Consider the following 21,326-nt stretch of genomic DNA (forward strand, 5'->3'; position numbering starts at 1 on the left):
CAAAACGCGCCGACCTGCGAAGCTGGGTCCCGTGTCCCTCCCCCGCCGCACCCCGTACGCCGCCCTGATCGCGCTGCCCGGTCTGCTGTTCGCGCTGCTCACCTGGCAGGTGCTGGTCCACGGCCCGCTGCTGCGGGAGGACGCCCGGCTCAGCCGGGACCTGGTCCACCCGGACCGCTTCTCGGAGCTGCTCTCCGACCTCGGCGACATCCAGGTCGCCGTCCCGGTGCTGCTCCTCGCGGCCGGCTACGCCGCGGTGCGCGGACGCTCGGCCGGTGCGCCCCGCTGGTGGCTGCCCCCGCTCGCGGCGGCCCTGCCGATGGCCCTGCTGCCCGCGCTGGTCGTGCCGCTGAAGCTGTGGACCGCGCGGCCGGGAACCCCCGCGGTGCCCCCGGCCACCGGCTACTTCCCGTCCGGGCACACGGCGACGGCGTGCGTCGCCTACGGCTCGGCGGTGCTGCTGCTCCTCCCCTGGTGCCGCACACCGACCAGCCGCCGCACCGTGCCGGCCGTCGGCGCCGCACTGGTGCTCGCGGTGTCGTACGGCCTGGTACGGCGCGGCTTCCACTGGCCGCTGGACGTGCTGGCCTCCTGGTGCCTGGGCACGGTGCTGCTGACGGCGCTCGCGTGGACGCTCAGCCGAAGTAGCCGTCGAAGGTCCGCTGGAACTCCCAGTTCGCGAAGCGGTCCCAGTTCACCGACCACGTCATCAGACCGCGCAGCGCGGGCCAGGTTCCGTGGGTCGCGTACGAGCCGCAGTTCGTCCGCTTCGTGAGGCAGTCCAGGGTCTTGGTGACCTCGGCGGGGGCGACATAGCCGTTGCCCGCGTTCACGGAGGCGGGCATGCCGATGGCGACCTGGTCGGGGCGCAGCGGCGGGAAGACGTTGTTCGCGTCGCCCGCGACCGGGAAGCCCGTGAGCAGCATGTCGGTCATGGCGATGTGGAAGTCGGCGCCGCCCATGGAGTGGTACTGGTTGTCCAGGCCCATGATCGGTCCGGAGTTGTAGTCCTGGACGTGCAGCAGGGTGAGGTCGTCGCGCAGGGCGTAGATCACCGGGAGGTAGGCGCCGCAGCGCGGGTCCTGCCCGCCCCACTTGCCGCTGCCGTAGAACTGGTAGCCGTTCTGCACGAAGAAGGTCTCGGGCGCCATGGTGAGCACGAACTTGCCGCCGTACTTGGCCTTGAGGGTCTTCAGCGCGGAGATCAGGTTGACGATCACCGGGGTGGTCGGGTTCTTGAAGTCGGTGTCGCCGGTGTTCAGGGAGAGCGAGTGGCCCTCGAAGTCGATGTCGAGCCCGTCGAGTCCGTACTGGTCGATGATCTTCGAGACGGAGGAGACGAAGGCGTCGCGGGCGGCCGTGGTGGTGAGCTGGACCTGGCCGTTCTGGCCGCCGATGGAGATCAGCACCTTCTTGCCCGCGGCCTGCTTCGCCTTGATCGCGGCCTTGAAGTCGGCGTCGCTCTCGACGCCCGGGCACTCCGAGACCGGGCAGCGGTTGAAGCGGATGTCGCCGGAGGTGACGGAGGTCGGCTCGCCGAAGGCCAGGTCGACGACGTCCCAGCTGTCGGGCACGTCGGCCATGCGGGTGTAGCCGGAGCCGTTGGCGAAGCTCGCGTGCAGATAGCCGACGAGCGCGTGGGTGGGCAGGTCGGTCGAACCGCCTCCGCCGCCGCCGCCGTCGGCCTTGGTCGTGGCGGTCACGACGGCCGACTTGGCGGACTCGCCCGCGTCGTTGGCGGCGGTGACCTGGAAGCTGTACGCCGTCGAGGGCGAAAGGCCGCTCACGGTCGCCGAAGTGCCGCTCACCGTCTGGACCTTGGTGCCGTCGCGGTAGACCGAGTAGCCGGTCGCGCCGGAGACCGCCGACCAGGACAGGGCGACGGAGGTCGCGGTGACGGTGCCGGTGGTCAGGCCGCCCGGTGCGGCGGGCGGCTGCGTGGTGGAGCCGCCGCCGGGACCGAGGAGGGAGATGTCGTCGGCGTGGTAGGTGCCGGTGCCGTACCAACCATGGGTGTAGAGCGTGACCTTGGTGGTGTTCGGTCCGGTGGTGAACGTGGTGGTGAGCTTCTGCCAGTCGGGCGCGGACTGGGTCCAGGTGGACACGTCGGTGGTGCCGGTGCCGTTCGCGCCGAGGTAGACGTAGGAGCCGCGCACCCAACCGGACAGCGTGTACTGGGAGTTGGGGCGCACGGTCACGCTCTGGGTGCACTGGGCGTTGTCGCTGCCCTCCGGGGTCGCCTGGAGGGCGGAACTACCGGTGTGCACGGGTGAGTTGACGGTGGTGCCGGCGGTGCAGGTCCAACCGGAGAGGCCGGACTCGAAACCGCCGTTGACCACGGCGTCCGCGTCGGCCGCACGGGCGGCCGACGAGAGCGCGGTGACGCCGGGCACGGCCAGGGCCGCTGCCGCGAGCAGGGCGACCAGAGGTCTGGAGCGATCCACGAAATGCCTCCAGGAATGGGGGAGTTGGAGGTCAGGGGGCGCACCAAACCTGGTCCAGACCAATCCTCCTGTCAAGTCGCCCGGGGGTTATCCGTCTCCGTCCCGCGCCAGCCCCGCGGCGGCCTCGTGCATCGCCAGCTCCAGCAGCGCCGGGTCGGTGAGCGTCCCGGACCCGTCCGGCGGGACCAGCCAGCGCACCCCGTGCGCCGGCCGCCCGGGATACGGCACGACGATCCAGGTGCCGGACCCCGCGGTGCGGATACCGGTGCCGAGCCAGCGGGCCGCGGTGCCCGGCGGCACGAAGAATCCCACCCGGTTGTCCCCGAAGTCGGCCAGCACCGGGCCGGGTTGGTCGAGGACGCGGGTGAGCACGTCGAGCGTCGGATAGCCGAGGTCACCGGGCAGGATCAGCACGTCCCACGCCTTGCCCGCGGGGAGCAGGGCCACCCCGAGGGCGCTGCGTTCCCACTCCCACCGGCACGCTTCCGGATCCGGTGCGACGGATGCCAGCCACTCGACCGCCGTCTTCGCCCCTGTCATGCGGACCTCCCTCTCTCACCTGGACGCCGTCGCGCCCGGGAGGGAGAGGAAGGTGGACCGGGGAGCATTACGCGGCTTTCCGGCACTCTTTCGGGTGACCCGGGTCACGCGACGGGTCCCGGGCGGCGCGGTCCTGAGACCACGCCACCCCGGCCGCCCCCGCGCCACGCCTCAGCTGTCGAACCCCAGCCCCAGCCGGTCCATCGCCCGCAGCCACAGATTCCGCCGCCCGGCTTGCGCGTCCGCCCTGGCCAGCGACCAGCGGGTGAGCGCTATCCCGGTCCAGGCGAACGGCTCCGGCGGGAAGGGCAGCGGCTTTCTGCGCACCATCTCCAGACGGGTGCGCTCGGTGTCCGCGCCGTCCAGCAGGTCCAGCATCACGTCGGCGCCGAACCGGGTCGCGCCGACCCCGAGCCCGGTGTACCCCGCCGCGTACGCGACCCGGCCCCGGTGGGCGGTGCCGAAGAACGCCGAGAAGCGCGAGCAGGTGTCGATCGCGCCGCCCCAGGCGTGGGTGAAGCGGACGCCCTCCAGCTGGGGGAAGCAGGTGAAGAAGTGCCCGGCGAGCTTGGCGTAGGTCTCCGGCCGGTCGTCGTACTCCGCGCGCACCCGGCCGCCGTACGGATAGATCGCGTCGTAGCCGCCCCACAGGACGCGGTTGTCGGCGGAGAGCCGGAAGTAGTGGAACTGGTTGGCCGAGTCGCCCAGGCCCTGGCGGTTCCTCCAGCCGACCGACTCCAGTTGCGCGGGGCTCAGCGGCTCGGTCATCAGCGCGTAGTCGTAGACCGGCACGGTGTACGAGCGCACCCGGCGCAGCAGACTCGGGAAGATGTTGGTGCCGAGGGCGACCTTGCGGGCGCGGACGGCGCCGTAGGGCGTGGTGACGGCCATGCCCGCGCCGTACGGCTTCAGGGTGAGGGCGGGGGTGTGCTCGTAGATCCGCACCCCGAGGGCGAGGCAGGCGCGCTTCAGGCCCCAGGCGAGCTTGGCCGGGTGCACCATGGCCACGCCCCGGCGGTCCCACAGCCCCGCCTCGAAGGTGGGCGAGTTCACCTCGGCGCGCAGGGCGTCGCGGTCGAGGAACTCCATGCCGTCGGCGAGGCCCTTGTCCTGAAGTTCGCGGTGCCAGTCGCGCAGTTCCCACGCCTGGTAGGTCTCGGTGGCGACGTCGATCTCGCCGGTGCGCTCGAAGTCGCAGTCGATGCCGTGGCGGTCGAGGGCGGCCTCGATCTCGTCGAGGTTGCGCGTCCCGAGTTCCTGGAGGGTGTGGATCTCCCCCGGCCAGCGGGCCATGCCGTTGGGCAGCCCGTGGGTGAGGGAGGCGGCGCAGAAGCCGCCGTTGCGGCCGGAGGCGGCCCAGCCCACCTCGCGGCCTTCCAGGAGCACCACGTCGCGGCCGGGGTCGCGTTCCTTGGCGCCCAGCGCGCTCCACAGTCCGCTGTAGCCGCCGCCCACCACGAGCAGGTCGCAGGTCTCGGTGGTGGTCAGGGCGGCCTCGGCGTGCGGCCTGCCGGGGTCTTCCAGCCAGTACGGGACCGGCTGGGCTTCGGAGAGAGCGGAGATCCAGTTGTCTTTTCCACGGCTCATGGCGCTCGGGGCCATGATTTCAACTCCCTACAGGGCTTCTACGCCTGGTGACGGCTCACGCCTTCTGACGGCCGCGCCGGCCCGTGACGAGCATCGAGACCAGCACGAACAGCACGGCGACCAGGAACATGGCCGTGCCGATGACATTGATCTGGACGGGCGTACCGCGCTGTGCCGAGCCCCAGACGAACATGGGGAAGGTGACGGTCGAGCCCGCGTTGAAATTGGTGATGATGAAATCGTCGAAGGACAGCGCGAAGGACAGCAGCGCGCCCGCGGCGATTCCGGGTGCCGCGATGGGCAGGGTGACCCGGCAGAAGGTCTGCACCGGTCCCGCGTAGAGATCGCGGGCGGCCTCCTCCAGGCGCGGGTCCATCGACATCACGCGCGCCTTGACCGCGGTGACGACGAAGCTCAGGCAGAACATGATGTGGGCGATCAGGATCGTCCAGAAGCCGAGCTGCGCGCCCATGTTGAGGAACAGGGTGAGCAGCGAGGCGGCCATGACGACCTCCGGCATCGCCATCGGCAGGAAGATCAGCGAGTTGACCGCGCCGCGCGCCCGGAACCGGTAGCGCACCAGCGCGAAGGCGATCATCGTGCCGAGCGCGGTGGCGCCGAGCGTGGCCCACAGGGCGATCTGGAGGCTGAGCGAGAGCGAGCCGCACATGTCGGCGACCCCGCACGGGTCCTTCCAGGCGTCGGTGGAGAACCGCTGCCACTCGTAGTTGAAGCGGCCCTTGGGCTTGTTGAAGGAGAACACCGTCACGACGATGTTCGGCAGCAGCAGATAGGCGAGCGTGAGCAGACCCGCGATGACCACGAGCCGGCGCTTGAGCCAGGTGACGAGCGGCATTTAGACGAGGTCCTCCGTCCCGGCCCGGCGGATGTAGAAGGTCACCATGGCCAGGATCGCGGCCATGAGGATGAAGGAGAGCGCGGCGGCCGTCGGATAGTCCAGGACCCGCAGGAACTGGGTCTGGATGACGTTGCCGATCATCCGGGTGTCGGTCGAGCCGAGCAACTCGGCGTTGACGTAGTCGCCGGCCGCCGGGATGAAGGTGAGCAGGGTGCCCGAGACCACGCCGGGCAGCGACAGCGGGAAGGTGACCTTGCGGAAGGTGGTCCAGGGCCGGGCGTACAGATCGCCCGCCGCCTCGTGCAGCCGGCCGTCGATCCGCTCCAGGGAGGTGTACAGCGGCAGGATCATGAACGGCAGGAAGTTGTACGTCAGCCCGCACACCACCGCGAGCGGGGTCGCGAGCACCCGGTCGCCCGCCGTCCAGCCGAGCCAGTCGGTGAGGTCGAGCAGGCCCAGGCTGTTCATGGCGTGCACGACCGGACCGTTGTCCGCGAGGATCGTCTTCCAGGCCAGGGTGCGGATCAGGAAGCTGGTGAAGAACGGCGCGATCACCAGCACCATGATCAGGTTGCGCCAGCGGCCCGCGCGGAAGGCGATCAGGTACGCCAGCGGATACCCGAGCAGCAGACAGAGCACGGTCGCGGCGGCGGCGTAGAGCACCGAACGCAGGAACTGCGGCCAGTACTCGGCAAGGGCGTCCCAGTACGTCGCGAAGTGCCAGGTGACCTGGTAGCCCTTCTCCAGCGAACCGGTCTGCACGGAGGTCGACGCCTGGTAGACCATCGGCAGCGCGAAGAACACGACCAGCCACAGGATGCCGGGCAGCAGCAGCCAGTACGGGGTGAGGCGGCCACGCCTGCGAGGTGCCGCGGCGGGTTCGGCCGTGGTGAGGGGCGGGGGCGCCTCGGTGAGCGTCGGCATCAGACGGCCGCCTCTTCCTCGGTGCCCGCGTCGATGTCCTGGGCGGCGTCCAGGGCGAAGGTGTGCGCCGGGTTCCAGTGCAGGACGACCTCGGCGCCGGGGACCAGCCGGGTGTCGCGCTCGACGTTCTGCGCGTACACCGCGAGCGCGCCCGCGACCGGGGTGTCGATCACGTACTGGGTGGAGACGCCGATGAAGCTCGCGTCGGCGATGGTGCCGGTGAGGCGGTTGCGGCCGCCCGGGACCGAGCCCGCGTCGTCGGCGTGGGTGAGCGCGATCTTCTCGGGGCGTATTCCGGCGAGGACCTTCTCCCCCGTCGCCGCGGGGGCGGAGCAGCGGGCCGAGGGCAGCAGCAGCTTGCCGTCGCCCGCGCGCAGCACGATGTCGTCGCCGGAGCGGGAGTCGACCTCCGCCTCGATCAGGTTGGAGGTGCCGAGGAAGTTGGCGACGAAGGTGGTGCGCGGGTTCTCGTAGAGCTCGGTGGGCGAGCCCTGCTGCTCGACGCGGCCCGCGTTCATCACGGCGACCGTGTCGGCCATGGTCATGGCCTCCTCCTGGTCGTGCGTGACGTGGATGAAGGTGATGCCGACCTCGGTCTGGATGCGCTTGAGCTCCAGCTGCATCTGGCGGCGCAGCTTGAGGTCGAGGGCGCCGAGGGGCTCGTCGAGCAGGAGCACCTTGGGGTGGTTGATCAGGGCGCGGGCGACCGCGACGCGCTGCTGCTGGCCGCCGGAGAGCTGGTGCGGCTTCTTGCGCGCCTGCTCGCCGAGCTGGACCAGGTCCAGCATCTCCCCGACCTGCTTCTTCACGCTCTTGATGCCGCGCCGACGCAGGCCGAAGGCGACGTTCTCGAAGATGTCGAGGTGCGGGAAGAGGGCGTAGGACTGGAAGACCGTGTTCACCGGCCGCTTGTACGGCGGCAGATGCGTGACGTCCTGGTCGCCGAGGCGCACGGTGCCGCAGGAAGGTTCCTCCAGCCCGGCGATCATGCGCAGGGTGGTGGTCTTGCCGCAGCCGGAGGCGCCGAGCAGGGCGAAGAAGGAGCCCTGGGGCACGGTCAGGTCCAGCGGATGCACGGCGGTGAAATCGCCGTACGTCTTGCCGATCCCGTCGAGGCGGACGTCTCCGCTGCCGTCTGTCGTCGTCTTCATCCTCGTCACGCCCCTGTGAGCTTCGCGAATTTTTCTTCGTAGGCCGTCTCTTCCTTCTGGCTCAGGGAGCGGAAGGCGTGGGACTTCGCCTGCATGGCCTTGTCGGGGACGATCAGCGGATTGGCCGCCGCGTCCCGGTCGATCTTGGCAAGCCAGGGCTTTACCCCGTCGACCGGAGTGACGTAGTTGATGTAGGCGGCCAGCGCGGCGGCCTGCTCGGGTTCGTAATAGAAGTCGATCAGCCGCTCGGCGTTCGTCTTGTGACGTGCCTTGTTGGGGATCAGCATATTGTCCGTCGACGTCAGGTATCCGCTGTCGGGTATGACGAAGTCGACGTCGGGGCTGTCCGCCTTGAGCTGGACCACGTCTCCGGCCCAGGCGACACAGGCCGCGAAGTCGCCCTTGGTGAGGTCCGAGGTGTAGTCGTTGCCGGTGAAGCGGCGGATCTGCCCCTTGTCAACGGCCTTCTGCAGACGGGCGATCGCCGCGTCGTAGTCGTCGTCGGTGAAGCGCGCCGGGTCCTTGCCCATGTCCAGCAGGGTCATCCCGACGCTGTCGCGCATCTCGGAGAGGAAGCCGACGCGCCCCTTGAGCTTCGGATTGTCGAGCAGGTCCGAGACGGATGTCACTTCGACGCCGTCGAGCGCCTTCTTGTTGTAGGCGATGACCGTGGAGATGCCCTGCCAGGGGTAGGAGTAGGCGCGGCCCGGGTCCCAGTCGGGGGTGCGGAACTGGGCCGAGAGGTTGGCGAAGGCGTGCGGGAGGTTGGCCGGGTCGAGCTTCTGCACCCAGCCGAGGCGGATCATCCGGGCGGCGAGCCAGTCGGTGACGACGATGAGGTCGCGGCCGGTGTCCTGGCCCGCGGCGAGCTGCGGCTTGATCTTGCCGAAGAACTCGTTGTTGTCGTTGATGTCCTCGGTGTAGGCGACCTTGATGCCGGTGCGCCGCCGGAAGGTGTCGAGGGTGGGGTGGCGCTTGTTGTCGTCGGCGACGTCGATGTACTCGGTCCAGTTGGAGAAGTTCACCGTCTTCTCCCGCGCCGAGTGGTCGTCGGCGGAGATGCCGCCGGGTGCCCGCCCGGCCGGGGGGATCCCGCAGGCGCTCAGGGCGGCCAGTCCCCCGGCGGCGAAGGCGCCGCCCACTCCGGCGCGCAGCAGGGACCGGCGGGTGAGCGCCGCCCGGCCGCCGCTCAGGCTGCGCCGTATCGCGGCCGCCACGGCCGGGCTCGGACAGTCGGGCTCGTACTGCTCCATGCGCGTGGTGCCCTTTCGGAAGAACCGTCGGAGAAGAGGTCGGAGAGGAGAAGGGGACGCGGGGCGGTCAGAGGGTGTCCGGGTGCGCGCGGTCCCCGAAGACCGTGCGGTGCCAGTCCTTGCGCGCGACCGCCGTGTTGTCGAACATCACATGCTTGACCTGCGTGTACTCCTCGAAGGAGTACGCCGACATGTCCTTGCCGAACCCGGACGCCTTGTAGCCGCCGTGCGGCATCTCGCTGATGATCGGGATGTGGTCGTTGATCCACACACAGCCCGCCGCGATCTCACGGGTGGCCCGGTTGGCGCGGTACACGTCACGGGTCCACGCGGAGGCGGCCAGCCCGTACGGGGTGTCGTTGGCCAGCCGCAGGCCCTCGTCGTCGGTGTCGAAGGGGAGGACGACCAGGACGGGACCGAAGATCTCGGCCTGGACGATCTCGCTGTCCTGGGCGGCGTCGGCGACCAGGGTGGGCCGGTAGTAGGCGCCGTCCTCGAGCGCGCCCCGCGGAGCCTCGCCGCCGGTGACCACGCGCGCGTACCCGCGGGCCCGGTCCACGAAGGCGGCGACCCGGTCGCGCTGGACGTGCGAGACGAGCGGCCCGAGGTCGGTGCCGGGGGCGAACGGATCGCCGAGCCGTACGGTCTCCATCAGGGCGGCGGTCCGCTCCACGAACGCCTCGTACAGCGGGCGCTGCACATACGCGCGCGTGGCGGCCGTGCAGTCCTGCCCGGTGTTGATGAGCGCGCCCGCCACCGCGCCGTTGGCTGCGGCCTCCAGGTCGGCGTCGTCGAAGACGACGAAGGGGGCCTTGCCGCCCAGCTCCAGGTGGAGGCGCTTGGCGGTGCCGGCGGCGAGCGTGGCGACGCGCCGGCCGACGGCGGTGGAGCCGGTGAACGAGGTCATGACGACCCGGGGGTGCCCGATCAGCCGCTCTCCCGCCTCCGGACCCGTCCCGGTGACGATGTTGATCACGCCGTCGGGCACGCCCGCGTCGGTGGCGGCCCGGGCGAAGAGGAGGGCGGTCAGCGGGGTCAGCTCGGAGGGCTTGAGGACGATCGTGTTGCCCGCCGCGACGGCCGGGAGGATCTTCCAGGCGGCCATCTGGAGCGGGTAGTTCCAGGGCGCGATCGAGCCGACGACCCCGAGGGGCTCGCGCCGCACGTACGACGTGTGGTCGCCGGAGTACTCCCCGGCGGACTGGCCCTGGAGGTGCCGGGCGGCGCCCGCGAAGAAGGCGGTGTTGTCGATCGTGCCGGGCACGTCGAACTCGCGGGTGAGCTTGAGCGGCTTGCCGCACTGGAGGGACTCGGCGCGGGCGAACTCCTCGGCGCGCTCCGCGAGCAGTGCGGCCAGGCGGTGCAGGGTGTCGGAGCGCTCGCCGGGAGTGGTGGCCGCCCAGCCGGGGAAGGCGGCGTGCGCGGCGGCGACGGCCGCGTCCACGTCGTCGGTGCCCGCGAGTTCGTAGGTCAGGATCTCGTCACCGGTGGCCGGGTCGGTCACGGTGTGGGTCCGGCCGGAGGTGCCCCGGGCGGTCCGGCCCGCGATGAACTGCGCGCCGTCGGCAAATCGGTCGCGTGCGGGGAATCGTTCCGGGATGACGGTGCCCGGGATGTGCATGTCGCTCTCCTCCGCCGTGCACCCCGTGGGGGCCGGGTGGCGTGGCTCCAGCTCGATTTGAGTGCCGATCCTGACAGAGCGATATCCAGCCAACAAGGGATTCCGTTGTTGCCTTTTGGTTACGCGACGGAATCTGTCGACCAGGTGTCGAGTCGCCATGCGCCGGGGCGGACGGAGTGTCGGCGCCGCGTGCCACACTCGCGATCATGGGGACGATCGAGGGCCTGGAGACACTGATCAGCGAGGTCCGGGCGGGGGCCCGGGTGAGGTATCTGCACTTCTGGGGGCACCGGCCGCGCCCGGACGGCACGGCGGGCGCCGGCTGTCTCAGCCAGTGGTGGCCGGCGCCCTTCACCGTGGACGGCGTGGAGTACGCGACGGCCGAGCACTGGATGATGGCCGCCAAGGCCCGGCTGTTCGAGGACGCGGAGGCCGAGGACAGGGTGCTGGCCTCGGCACATCCCTCGCAGGCGAAGAAGGCGGGGCGGCTGGTCCGGGGCTTCGACGAATCCACATGGCAGCGCGAGCGGTTCGGGATCGTCGTGGAGGGCAGCGTGCACAAGTTCGCGGCGCACGACGAGCTGCGCGCGTTCCTGCTCGGCACCGGTGAGCGGGTGCTGGTGGAGGCGAGCCCGGTGGACCGGGTGTGGGGCATCGGCCTCGCGGCGGACGACGAGCGGGCCGGCGACCCCGAGCGGTGGCGGGGCCCGAACCTGCTGGGCTTCGCGCTGATGGCGGCGCGGGAGCGGCTGCGCGGCGACTGAACGGCGCGGCCCGCCCTCCCGGAGCGGGGGGGCGGGCCGTCGGGCGCCGGGTGACTGGTGTCCGGTGTCTTCCGCCGGGTGCCGGGTCAGGCGCGGGGCAGCAGCGGTGCGGACACGCTGGGCGCGGAGTTGTACGAGCCGTACGGGTCGTCGTCGGAGCCGGTGTCGGAGTCGTGCGCGAACTTCGCGATCAGCACGCCCCAGAAGGCGACCACCAGGATGCCGAGCACGATTCCGATGATGCCCATGACGAAGCCGCCCTGGGCGGAGCCCCGGTTGGTGGCCTCTCCCCGGTCGGCGCGCTGCTTGCCCTTGACGCCGAGGACCACCGCGATGATGCCGAGCACGATGGACGGGATGCCGTAGAAGCAGAACAGGCAGAGGGACAGGATGCCGAGCACCATCGCGGAGGTGCCCATGCCGTTCTGCGGCAGTGCCGGGCCGCCGCTCCAGCCGTAACCCTGCGCGGGGCCGGGGTAGTTGGGGTAGCCGTAACCGCCCGGCGGCTGCGGGGCGGCCATGCCGGGGCCGGTGGGGGCGTAGGGCGGGGGCGGGACGGAGGGATCGCTCCAGCCCTGTGACGGGGGCGGAAGGTGGGGACCTTTGGCAGGGGGACCACCGACGGGAGGACCGCCCACCGGCGGACCGGCGAACGGCTGGCCGGCCACCGTCGGCGGGCCGAAACCGGTCGCCGGGAAGGAGGTCATCGTCGCCTGGTCGTGCACCGAGGACGGGGGCACGGACGGCTGCTGGGCGGGCGGCTGCGCGCCGGGGGCCGGTGCCGGGGCGGAGCCGGGAACCGGGGCGCCCTTCTCCAGCGACGGTCCGCTCGCGGGCGGCGCCCACGGGTCGTAGCCCGATCCCTCACCCGCGCCGGGCTGCTGTTCGCTCACGTGACCCATCCCCCTCCGTCTGATCGTCGGATCATCGTAAAGCCTTGCTTTTACCTTCCCGGTGCTCGGTGTCCGACCTGTGACAGGCGGCACCGGACAGGGCACGACGCGGACCGCGCACCCGGCTCCGAGACCGTTTTCGGGCGTTGTCGGCGGCCCGGCCTAGGATGTCCGGGCACCACCGATCAGCCGATCGCCCGCGCCCGGCGTACCACCGTGCGTCCGCGAGCGCCGTTCCCCCGGGGAGGACCCCTTGACCGAGCGCAGCACCGACAGCAGCACCGCAGGCGCCCCCGCGCGCGACGACCGCGCCGCCTTCATCGCCGGGCTGCCCAAGGCCGAACTGCACGTCCACCACGTCGGCTCCGCCTCCCCGCGCATCGTCTCGGAACTGTCCGCCCGCCACCCCGACTCCAAGGTGCCCACCGACCCCGAGGCGCTCGCGGAGTACTTCACGTTCACCGACTTCGCGCACTTCATCCAGGTGTACCTGTCGGTCGTGGACCTGGTCCGCACCCCGGAGGACGTCCGGCTGCTCACCTACGAGATCGCCCGCGACCTCTCCCGCCAGCAGGTGCGGTACGCCGAACTGACCATCACCCCCTTCTCCTCCACCCGGCGCGGCATACCGGCGCGGCCGTTCATGGAGGCGATCGAGGACGCCCGCAAGTCGGCCGAGGCGGACTTCGGCACGCTGCTGCGCTGGTGCTTCGACATCCCCGGCGAGGCGGGGCTGGACGCCGCCGAGGAGACGGCCCGGCTGGCCACCGACGACGCCGTCCGCCCCGAGGGACTGGTGTCCTTCGGCCTCGGCGGCCCCGAGATCGGCGTGCCCCGGCCGCAGTTCAAGCCGTACTTCGACCGCGCGATCGCCGCCGGTCTGCACTCGGTGCCGCACGCGGGCGAGACGACCGGCCCGCAGACGGTGTGGGACGCGCTGACCGAGCTGCGCGCCGAGCGCATCGGGCACGGCACCAGCTCCGCACAGAACCCGAAGCTGCTCGCGCACCTCGCCGAGCACCGCATCGCGCTGGAGGTCTGCCCCACCTCCAACATCGCCACCCGCGCGGTGCGCACCCTCGAGGAGCACCCGATCAGGCACTTCGTGGACGCGGGTGTGCTGGTCACCGTCAACTCCGACGACCCGCCCATGTTCGGTACCGACCTGAACACCGAGTACGCGGTCGCCGCCCGTCTGCTCGACCTGGACGAGCGGGGCGTGGCCGAGCTGGCGAAGAACGCCGTCGAGGCGTCCTTCCTGGACGCGGCGGGCAAGGCGCGGATCGCGGCGGAGATCGACGCGTACACGAACGCCTGGCTCGCCCGCTGAGGAGTGGCGGGTACTCCACGGAGATCCACTCGGCTGCCAGAATGGCCCCATGCAGACCGTGACCGCCGTCGCCCACCGCGGTGACCCCTACCGCTTCCGCGAGAACACCGTCGCCTCGCTGCGCTCCGCGCTCGACCAGGGCGCGGACGCGGTCGAGATCGATGTACGGCTCACCCGCGACGGCGTCCCCGTGCTGCTGCACGACGAGACGCTGAAGCGGCTGTGGGAGACGGAGCGCCCGCTATCCACGCTGACGGCCGAGCGGCTCCGCGAGCTGACCGACGGCCGGGTCCCGACGCTCGTCGAGGCGCTGGAGGCGACCGAGGGCGCCCGGGTCCTGGTGGACCTGTGCGGTCCGGTCCACCGCCGCACGGTGGAGCGGATCCTCGGCGTGGTCGGCGACTGCGGCGCGAAGGACCGGGTCTACTACTGCGCGGGCGCCGAGTCGATGCTCACCCTCCGCGCCGCCGACCCCTCCGCCGAGATCGCCCTGACCTGGACCAGCCTGGCGCGCCCGCGCCCCGGCGTGCTCGACGCGATCCGGCCGCGCTGGCTCAACTACCGCTTCTCCCTGGTCGACCGCGACCTGGCCGCCCGGGTCCACCACGACGGCTACCTGCTCTCGGTGTGGACCCCGGACACCCGCCGCTCCATGCGCCGTCTGATCTCCCTCGGTGCCGACGCGATCACCACGAACCGCGTCGGCACCCTGAGGTCGGTGCTCTCCAGGGAGGCGTGAGCCGGCCGCTCAGTCGAAGTAGTCGGGCTGGGTCTGGACGTTCAGCCCGGGCAGGCGCACGCGCCGCGCCGGGTCGGTGCGCCGGTCGTCGAGCTTCAGGACGTCGAGGCCCTTGACGATGTCGTTCGAGTAGACGTAGCCGTTGTAGTAGTACGCCGACCACGCGCCGCCGAGCTGGAGGGCGCTGGTGGACAGCGGGCCCCGCTCGAAGTACGCGATCTCCTCCGGGCGTGTGGAGTCGGTGAAGTCCCAGACGGACACACCGCCCTGGTACCACGCCTGGACCATGAGGTCTTTGCCCTTGACCGGGATCAGCGAGCCGTTGTGGGCGACGCAGTTCTCGGTGTCGGCCTGGTGGCGGGGGATCTTGTAGTAGCCCCGGAAGACCAGCTTGCGGTGCTCGCCCCGGCCGGTGATGTCGTAGATGCCGTCGGCGCCGCGGTTCGGTCCGACCGCCGCGTTGCAGGTGGCCGCGCCGCCACCGCCCAGCTCGTCGGTGAAGACGACCTTGTCGGCCTTCTGGTTGAAGGTCGCCGAGTGCCAGAACGCGAAGTTGACGTTGTCCTCGACCTGGTCGATGACCTTCGGGTGCTCCGGGTCCTTGATGGAGAACAGGATGCCGTCGCCCATGCAGGCGCCCGCCGCCAGGTCCTTCGAGGGCAGCACGGTCAGGTCGTGGCAGCCGGTCGTCTTGGACACGCCCGGGTTGGTCGGGGCGCCGGGGTTGCCGCCGCCGTCCGGACCCTCACCGGGGAAGAGCACCGGGAAGCCCACCACGGCGGCCTTCTCGGGCGCGTCGCGCGGCACCTTGACGACCGAGATGCCGTCGTGGGGCGGCCGGCAGTCGGGGAAGGCCGCGTTCGGCGAGTACGACGAGACGTAGAGGTAGACGTTCTTCCGCTCCGGCACCAGCGTGTGCGTGTGGGAGCCGCAGGCGGTCTCCACGGCGGCGACGTACCTGGGGTTGGCCTTGTCGCTGATGTCGAAGATCTTCATGCCCTCCCACGACGACTTCTCGGTGGCGGGCTGCGCGGTGCTGGCGCAGGAGTCGTCGCTGCGCGAGGAGTCGGTGGACAGGAACAGCAGGTCGCCGGAGACGGAGACGTCGTTCTGCGAGCCGGGGCACAGGACCTGGGCGACCGTCTTCGGCGCCCTCGGGTCGCTGATGTCGAAGACGCGGAAGCCGTCGTAGTTCCCGGCGAAGGCGTACTTCCCCTGGAAGGCGAGGTCGGAGTTGACGCCGGCCAGGGCGTCCTTAGGGACGTTGGCGAGGTGCTCGATGTTGGACGAGTGGACGATCTCGTCCTGGCCGGGTGTCTCGCCGGCGGCGATGGCGCTCTCCGCCCCGGCGGCCTCGCTCCGGGAGACGGGGTGCCGTGCGGCGGGGGCGTCGCCGGGGTCGGGGGTCGCGGATGCCGGGGCGACGGTGAGCAGCGCGGCCAGGAGTCCGGCAGCCGCGGCACCGACTCCCAGGCGTCTGTGGAGCGTTCGGGATCTCTTCGACAGGGTCACTGCTGCCTCCCTGGTGCCGGTCGTGTGGACGCGGTGCACGCTCCCCCGCAGTATCGTCTGCGTCATGCACAGGTCAACAGTGGGCAATGTGACACGGCTGAAAACTCTCGGTCGCCGGGAGCCCGGCCGAGCCCACCGTCCCGCCGTTCGTCCCACCGCACCGCCGCCCGTTCCGCCAGCGACAGGAGATCACCGTGCTCATCCGTCGTGCGTCCCTCGCGTCCCTCGTCGCGGCCTCGTTGGCCACGGCGGCCGTGTTCGCGGTCGGGGGCTGTGATGCCGGTACGGACACCAGGTCCGGTGCGGCGAGCGGCCCTTCGGTCATCGCGCCCGGCAGACCCGGCGAGGCGAACCGCACCCTCTCCGCCCAGGAGGCCGCAGGGCGGCGCGGGGACGACAACTCCCCCGACACGGCTGACCGTTCGTACGCCACGATGATGATCGAGCACCACGCCCAGGCGTTGAGGATGACCGAACTCGCCCCGAAGCGCGCTCAGTCGGCGGCGGTGAAGCGCCTGGCCGAGCGGATCTCCGCCTCCCAGGGACCGGAGATCGCCGCCATGAAGAGCTGGCTGCGCACCGACGGCGGCGGGCACGCGCACGGCGACGCCCACGCCCACACGCACATGCCGATGCCCGGCATGGCGACCGAGGCGCAGCTCACGAGGCTGACGTCCGCCCGGGGCAAGGCGTTCGACGCCCTCTTCCTCAAGCTGATGATCGCCCACCACCAGGGGGCGATCACCATGGCCACGGATGTGAAGGCCCGGGGTCACAGCGTCCGGATCGAGGAGATGGCCGACGACGTCATCGCGCAGCAGACGGCCGAGATCAGCCGGATGCGCGCGATGTCGTGACCCCTTCCCGTCAACGTCGGCCGGACTCCCGGGCCTTGACCCGTCAGGTCCCCACGTACTCCGCCAGGTGCTCCCCCGTCAGCGTCGACCTGGCCGCGACGAGGTCGGCCGGGGTGCCCTCGAAAACGACGCGGCCGCCGTCGTGGCCGGCACCAGGGCCGAGGTCGATGATCCAGTCGGCGTGGGCCATGACCGCCTGGTGGTGCTCCACGACGATGACCGACTTGCCGGAGTCCACCAACCGGTCGAGCAGGCCGAGCAGTTGCTCGACGTCGGCGAGGTGGAGGCCGGCGGTCGGCTCGTCCAGGACGTAGATCCCGCCCTTCTCCGCCATGTGGGTGGCCAGCTTCAGTCGCTGGCGTTCACCGCCGGAGAGGGTGGTGAGCGGCTGGCCGAGGGTGAGGTAGCCGAGGCCCACGTCGGACAGCCGGGTCAGGACGCGGTGCGCGGCCGGGGTGCGGGCCTCGCCGTCCGCGAAGAACTCCAGCGCCTCGGACACGGACATCGCGAGCACCTCGCTGATGTCCCGCCCGCCGAGCCGGTGTTCCAGCACCGCCGCCTGGAAGCGCCTGCCCTCGCACTCCTCGCAGGTGGTGGCGACCCCGGCCATCATCCCCAGGTCGGTGTAGACGACGCCGATGCCGTTGCAGGTCGGGCAGGCGCCCTCCGAGTTGGCGCTGAACAGCGCGGGCTTGACCCCGTTGGCCTTGGCGAACGCCTTGCGGATCGGGTCCAGCAGCCCGGTGTAGGTCGCCGGGTTGCTGCGCCGCGAGCCCCGGATCGGGCTCTGGTCGACCGAGACGACCCCCTCGCCGGGCGGGACAGAGCCGTGCACCAGCGAGCTCTTGCCGGAACCGGCGACGCCGGTGACGACGGTGAGCACCCCGAGCGGGATGTCCACGTCCACGTCGTGCAGGTTGTTGGCGTCGGCGCCCCGGATCTCCAGGGCGCCGGAGGGCTCGCGCACGCTCTCCTTCAGCCGGGCCCGGTCGTCGAAGTGGCGTCCGGTGACGGTGTCCCCGGCCCGCAGCCCCGCGACGTCGCCCTCGTAACAGACCGCGCCGCCCGCCGCACCTGCGCCGGGACCGAGGTCCACCACGTGGTCGGCGATGGCGATCGTCTCCGGCTTGTGCTCCACCACGAGCACGGTGTTGCCCTTGTCGCGCAGGCGCAGCAGCAGGTTGTTCATCCGCTGGATGTCGTGCGGGTGGAGTCCGGTGGTGGGCTCGTCGAAGACGTAGGTCACGTCGGTGAGCGAGGAGCCGAGGTGCCGGATCATCTTCACGCGCTGCGCCTCGCCGCCGGACAGCGTGCCCGAGGGACGGTCCAGGGAGAGATAGCCGAGGCCGATCTCCACGAAGGAGTCGAGGGTGTGGCCAAGGGCGGTGAGCAGCGGCGCGACGGAGGGGTCCGCCAGCTCGCGCACCCACGCGGCGAGGTCGGTGATCTGCATCGCGCAGGCGTCCGCGATGGACCTGCCCTCGATCTTCGAGGAGCGCGCGCCCTCGTTGAGCCGGGTGCCCTCGCAGTCGGGGCAGACCGTGAAGGTGACGGCGCGCTCCACGAAGGCACGGACGTGCGGCTGGAGCGCGTCCACGTCCTTGGACAGGAACGACTTCTGGATCTTCGGGATCAGGCCCTCGTACGTGAGGTTGATGCCCTCCACCTTGATCTTGGTGGGCTCCTTGTGGAGCAGGTCGTGCAGTTCCCGCTTGGTGAACTCGGCGATCGGCTTGTCCGGGTCGAAGAAGCCGCAGCCGGTGTAGATGCGCCCGTACCAGCCGTCCACGCTGTAGCCCGGGATGGTCAGCGCGCCCTCGCGCAGCGACTTGGAGTCGTCGTAGAGCCGGGTGAGGTCGATGTCGGTGACCGCGCCCCGGCCCTCGCAGCGCGGACACATGCCGCCGGTGCGGGAGAAGGTGGCCTTCTCGGTCCGCTTGTTCCCCTTCTGCACCGTGATCGCGCCGCTGGCCTCGACCGAGGCGACGTTGAAGGCGTACGCGCCGGGCGGGCCGATGTGGGGTTCGGCGAGGCGGCTGAAGAGGATGCGCAGCATCGCGTTGGTGTCGGTGACGGTGCCGACGGTGGAGCGCGGGTCGGCGCCGAGGCGCTGCTGGTCCACGGTGATCGCGGTGGTCAGACCGTCGAGGACGTCGACCTCGGGCCGGGCCAGGGTGGGCATGAAGCCCTGGACGAACGCGCTGTACGTCTCGTTGATCAGCCGCTGCGACTCGGCGGCGATGGTGCCGAACACCAGCGAGCTCTTGCCCGAGCCGGAGACCCCGGTGAACACCGTCAGCCGGCGCTTGGGGATCTCGACGTCGACGTCCTTGAGGTTGTTCACCCGCGCCCCGTGCACACGGATCATGTCGTGACGGTCGGCGGCGTGCTCGTCGGCCCGGTTGGCCTGGGTCATCGTCTCTCCATCGGTACCTGTGCGGCGGGCGGTCGTCAGCGGCGTTCCTGGATGCGGAGCAGGTTGCCCGCGGGGTCGCGCACGGCGCAGTCGCGCACCCCGTATGGCTGCTCGGTGGGCTCCTGCACGATGTCGGCGTCGGCCGCCGCCAGGCGCTCGAAGGTGCCGTCGAGGTCGGGCGTGGCCAGGAGCAGGGTGGCGTAGGTGCCCTTGGCCATCATCTCGGTGATGGTACGGCGCTCGTCCTCGGTGATGCCCGGGTCCACGGCGGGCGGGGTCAGCACGACGGACGTCTCCGGCTGCCCGGCGGGGCCCATGGTGAGCCAGCGCAGTCCGTTGTAGCCGACGTCCTGGCGCAGCTCGAAACCGAGCAGGTCCCGGTAGAACGCGAGGGCCGCCTCCGGGTCGTCCTGGGGCAGAAAACTGGCGTGAATGCTGAGGTCCATGCCCGTCACGCTAGCCGCGGCCCTCCTCGGGCGCTTCTCGATTCCTGACCGCTTCCGGCCCCGCCTTCCGCACCGGTGTCCGCACCGGCCGGGTGACCTGCTTCACCACGCACGACGGCATCCCCACCGTGGCCCGCGCCGCCTCGCTCCGGTACACGCTCGGCGGCACTCCGACCAGCTCCGTGAACCGCGTACTGAACGTCCCCAGCGACGAACACCCCACAGCGAAGCACACGTCGGTCACACTCATGTCCCCCCGCCGCAGCAACGCCATCGCCCGCTCGATCCGCCGCGTCATGAGATACGAGTACGGCGACTCCCCGTACGCCGCCCGGAACTGCCGGCTCAGATGCCCCGCCGACACCCCGATCCCCCGGGCCAGCGCCTCCACGTCGAGCGGCTGCGCGTACTCCCGGTCCATCCGGTCCCGGACCTTGCGCAGCCGGACGAGGTCGCGGAGGTCGGGGGCGGGGGGTCGTCTGCTCACGCCCGAAGCGTGCCACAACGGGCGCGGGGCGGGGCGGCCCTCGCGGTCAGTCGGTCGGTCCGGTTGGCCGATCGGTCGGTCGGTCGGTCGGTCACACGGTGAACCTGACCGCCTCCAGGCGGCGGTCGTTGTCCAGGGTGCCGCCGAAGGCATAGGCGGGGCGGGCGTCGGCGCATCCCGTTCCGCTCCAGGCGGTGGAGCCGACGAGGCGGGTCGCCTGGCAGATGCGGCCGCTGCCCACGTTGACGGCGAAGCCCAGCATGTCCGGGGCGCCGTGGGCGGCGCCGCCGACGCGGAAGTTCCCGCCGTCGCCGGTCACCGCGGTCCAGCTGGGCTGCCAGACGCCCTTGCCGTCGGTCGAACCGGGCTTGTGGACGAAGGCGTTGGCGGCCGAGCCGCCGACGCCGCGCACCGCGATCTCCAGGGCCTTGATCGCACGGTTCCGTCCGGTCGTCCCGGCCATCGTGCCGTCGCACACGGGCTTCTGCCAGCCCTGTCCCGAGACGTACGCGCGGTAGCAGATGTGCCGTCCCCCGGGGTCGCTCGCGGCGAGCCGGTTCACGGCGGTCCCGGCCGTCTCCGCCGGGGGTTTCGCCGTGACGGTGGCGGTGGCCCGGGGCGGGCGCGCGGTGACGGTGACCGTGACTCCGCCTCCGGTTCCGCCCTTCGCCTTCGGCTTCTTCGGCTTCCCGTGCCGCTTCTTCGGCTCGGAGGTGGTGGGGGAGGGCGACGGTGAGGCGGTTCGGGGAGCGGCCGGGGCGGTGGGGGGTGCCCCGGTGGTTCCCGGGGACGCGCTTTTCACGTCGCTCGCGCGGGCGATCTCCCGCTGGTGGCCGTCGTCCGAGCCGCCGCTGCCGATGATCACCAGGGGTACGACCACGAGGGCGGCCACCCCGAGGGCCACGGGACCGACGACCAGCGGCCTGCCGAGGAAGCCGGGCGGCTCGTACTCGTCGTCGGACTGGCGGGCGCGGGGGCGTGGGGGGACGGGGGCGGCGTCATCGGTGTCGGGGGCGCGCCTGTCGGCGCGCGCCGCGGGTCCCGGGGCGGTGCCGGGCGGGGCGGCGCCACCGACCGGAGCGGCACTGCCGGCGACGACACCGGGCGGGGCGGCACCCTCGGGGGCACCGGCCGCGACAGCCGCGTCCTCCGCCTCGACCGGTCCCGCGCCGTCCAGGCTCCGCTCCGACGTCCCGGCGCCCTCCCCCGGCAGCCGTTCCTCCTCCTGCCCCAGCAGCCTGCTGGAGCCGTCCGGGGCTACCTCCACGTGCGCCACGTATCCGGCCGAGGGGTCGCGGACGGCCGCCGTCACCGGGGCGCCGCTCTCGCGCGCGTGCCGGTGCAGGGCGTCGAGGACGGCGGAGTCGACCGACTCGCCCTCCTCCGGCAGGACCGGCTCGCCGTCGATCGCGGCGGAGCCGTCGTCGGCCATCACCACCGTGAAGCGGGGCCCGTCTCCCCCCGCCGGTGCGTCCGCCGCTTCACTTCCGTTCGTACCCATCC

General features: G+C 71.5%; 17 protein-coding genes and 2 pseudogenes. 5 read left to right on the forward strand and 14 right to left on the reverse strand.

What is annotated here, in order from left to right:
- Positions 1-22: 22 nt before the first annotated feature.
- Positions 23-694: pseudogene (locus ACWEEU_RS29155) on the forward strand (phosphatase PAP2 family protein); the annotation flags it as partial.
- Here the strand turns inward: ACWEEU_RS29155 and ACWEEU_RS29160 are convergent.
- The 8 genes from ACWEEU_RS29160 to ACWEEU_RS29195 all read right to left on the reverse strand — a co-directional run bounded on the left by ACWEEU_RS29160 (position 636) and on the right by ACWEEU_RS29195 (position 10,379).
- A complete protein-coding gene (locus ACWEEU_RS29160; protein WP_451736416.1) occupies positions 636-2,444 on the reverse strand; it encodes a chitinase in 1,809 nt (602 codons plus the stop codon). The pseudogene ACWEEU_RS29155 and the gene ACWEEU_RS29160 overlap by 59 nt on opposite strands.
- An 87-nt stretch (positions 2,445-2,531) precedes the next feature.
- On the reverse strand, positions 2,532-2,984 hold the full coding sequence (locus tag ACWEEU_RS29165; RefSeq protein ID WP_385743101.1) for a hypothetical protein: 453 nt from the start codon (positions 2,982-2,984) through the stop codon (positions 2,532-2,534).
- Positions 2,985-3,155: 171 nt separating this feature from the next.
- Positions 3,156-4,586 (reverse strand): NAD(P)/FAD-dependent oxidoreductase, encoded by a 1,431-nt coding sequence (locus ACWEEU_RS29170; protein WP_385743103.1) that lies wholly within the window; start codon positions 4,584-4,586, stop codon positions 3,156-3,158.
- Between the two features lie 40 nt (positions 4,587-4,626).
- Positions 4,627-5,427 carry an ABC transporter permease gene (locus tag ACWEEU_RS29175; protein WP_385743105.1) on the reverse strand — a complete coding sequence of 267 codons (801 nt, stop codon included), beginning with the start codon at positions 5,425-5,427 and terminating at the stop codon, positions 4,627-4,629.
- Positions 5,428-6,354 (reverse strand): ABC transporter permease, encoded by a 927-nt coding sequence (locus ACWEEU_RS29180; protein WP_451736420.1) that lies wholly within the window; start codon positions 6,352-6,354, stop codon positions 5,428-5,430.
- Complete coding sequence (locus tag ACWEEU_RS29185; protein ID WP_385743109.1) at positions 6,354-7,514, reverse strand: ABC transporter ATP-binding protein; 1,161 nt, start codon at positions 7,512-7,514, stop codon at positions 6,354-6,356. Before ACWEEU_RS29185 ends, ACWEEU_RS29180 begins: the two co-directional genes overlap by 1 nt.
- The gene (locus ACWEEU_RS29190) at positions 7,511-8,758 is read right to left on the reverse strand and encodes a polyamine ABC transporter substrate-binding protein (protein ID WP_451736423.1); all 1,248 of its coding nucleotides are present in this window, start codon (positions 8,756-8,758) and stop codon (positions 7,511-7,513) included. Before ACWEEU_RS29190 ends, ACWEEU_RS29185 begins: the two co-directional genes overlap by 4 nt.
- Before the next feature lie 67 nt (positions 8,759-8,825).
- Complete coding sequence (locus ACWEEU_RS29195; protein ID WP_451736426.1) at positions 8,826-10,379, reverse strand: gamma-aminobutyraldehyde dehydrogenase; 1,554 nt, start codon at positions 10,377-10,379, stop codon at positions 8,826-8,828.
- A 206-nt stretch (positions 10,380-10,585) separates the two neighbouring features.
- Here ACWEEU_RS29195 and ACWEEU_RS29200 point away from each other — a divergent pair, with 206 nt between their 5' ends.
- Positions 10,586-11,143, forward strand: coding sequence for an NADAR family protein (locus tag ACWEEU_RS29200; protein WP_385743115.1), 558 nt, complete (start codon positions 10,586-10,588; stop codon positions 11,141-11,143).
- Positions 11,144-11,229: 86 nt separating this feature from the next.
- On the opposite strand, the gene ACWEEU_RS29205 is transcribed toward ACWEEU_RS29200, so the two are convergent.
- Complete coding sequence (locus ACWEEU_RS29205; RefSeq protein ID WP_451736429.1) at positions 11,230-12,045, reverse strand: DUF4190 domain-containing protein; 816 nt, start codon at positions 12,043-12,045, stop codon at positions 11,230-11,232.
- Between the two features lie 183 nt (positions 12,046-12,228).
- Here ACWEEU_RS29205 and ACWEEU_RS29210 point away from each other — a divergent pair.
- Both ACWEEU_RS29210 and ACWEEU_RS29215 read left to right on the forward strand, forming a co-directional pair.
- Positions 12,229-13,366 (forward strand): annotated as a pseudogene (locus ACWEEU_RS29210) (adenosine deaminase).
- A gap of 49 nt (positions 13,367-13,415) precedes the next feature.
- Positions 13,416-14,105 (forward strand): glycerophosphodiester phosphodiesterase, encoded by a 690-nt coding sequence (locus tag ACWEEU_RS29215; RefSeq protein ID WP_451736432.1) that lies wholly within the window; start codon positions 13,416-13,418, stop codon positions 14,103-14,105.
- A 9-nt stretch (positions 14,106-14,114) separates the two neighbouring features.
- Here ACWEEU_RS29215 and ACWEEU_RS29220 read toward each other — a convergent pair whose 3' ends face one another.
- Positions 14,115-15,617, reverse strand: a complete 1,503-nt coding sequence (locus ACWEEU_RS29220; protein ID WP_451736465.1) for an LVIVD repeat-containing protein — start codon at positions 15,615-15,617, stop codon at positions 14,115-14,117.
- A gap of 194 nt (positions 15,618-15,811) precedes the next feature.
- Here ACWEEU_RS29220 and ACWEEU_RS29225 point away from each other — a divergent pair, with 194 nt between their 5' ends.
- Positions 15,812-16,474 carry a DUF305 domain-containing protein gene (locus ACWEEU_RS29225; protein ID WP_451736435.1) on the forward strand — a complete coding sequence of 221 codons (663 nt, stop codon included), beginning with the start codon at positions 15,812-15,814 and terminating at the stop codon, positions 16,472-16,474.
- A gap of 43 nt (positions 16,475-16,517) precedes the next feature.
- On the opposite strand, the gene ACWEEU_RS29230 is transcribed toward ACWEEU_RS29225, so the two are convergent.
- The 4 genes from ACWEEU_RS29230 to ACWEEU_RS29245 all read right to left on the reverse strand — a co-directional run bounded on the left by ACWEEU_RS29230 (position 16,518) and on the right by ACWEEU_RS29245 (position 21,324).
- On the reverse strand, positions 16,518-18,890 hold the full coding sequence (locus ACWEEU_RS29230) for an ATP-binding cassette domain-containing protein (RefSeq protein WP_385743122.1): 2,373 nt from the start codon (positions 18,888-18,890) through the stop codon (positions 16,518-16,520).
- Between the two features lie 35 nt (positions 18,891-18,925).
- Complete coding sequence (locus ACWEEU_RS29235) at positions 18,926-19,336, reverse strand: VOC family protein (RefSeq protein WP_199585250.1); 411 nt, start codon at positions 19,334-19,336, stop codon at positions 18,926-18,928.
- A 10-nt stretch (positions 19,337-19,346) separates the two neighbouring features.
- On the reverse strand, positions 19,347-19,757 hold the full coding sequence (locus ACWEEU_RS29240; RefSeq protein WP_385743181.1) for a helix-turn-helix transcriptional regulator: 411 nt from the start codon (positions 19,755-19,757) through the stop codon (positions 19,347-19,349).
- Between the two features lie 157 nt (positions 19,758-19,914).
- Complete coding sequence (locus ACWEEU_RS29245; RefSeq protein ID WP_451736439.1) at positions 19,915-21,324, reverse strand: hydrogenase expression protein HypA; 1,410 nt, start codon at positions 21,322-21,324, stop codon at positions 19,915-19,917.
- Positions 21,325-21,326 lie beyond the last annotated feature (2 nt).

This window comes from Streptomyces sp. NPDC005004, assembly GCF_053600675.1.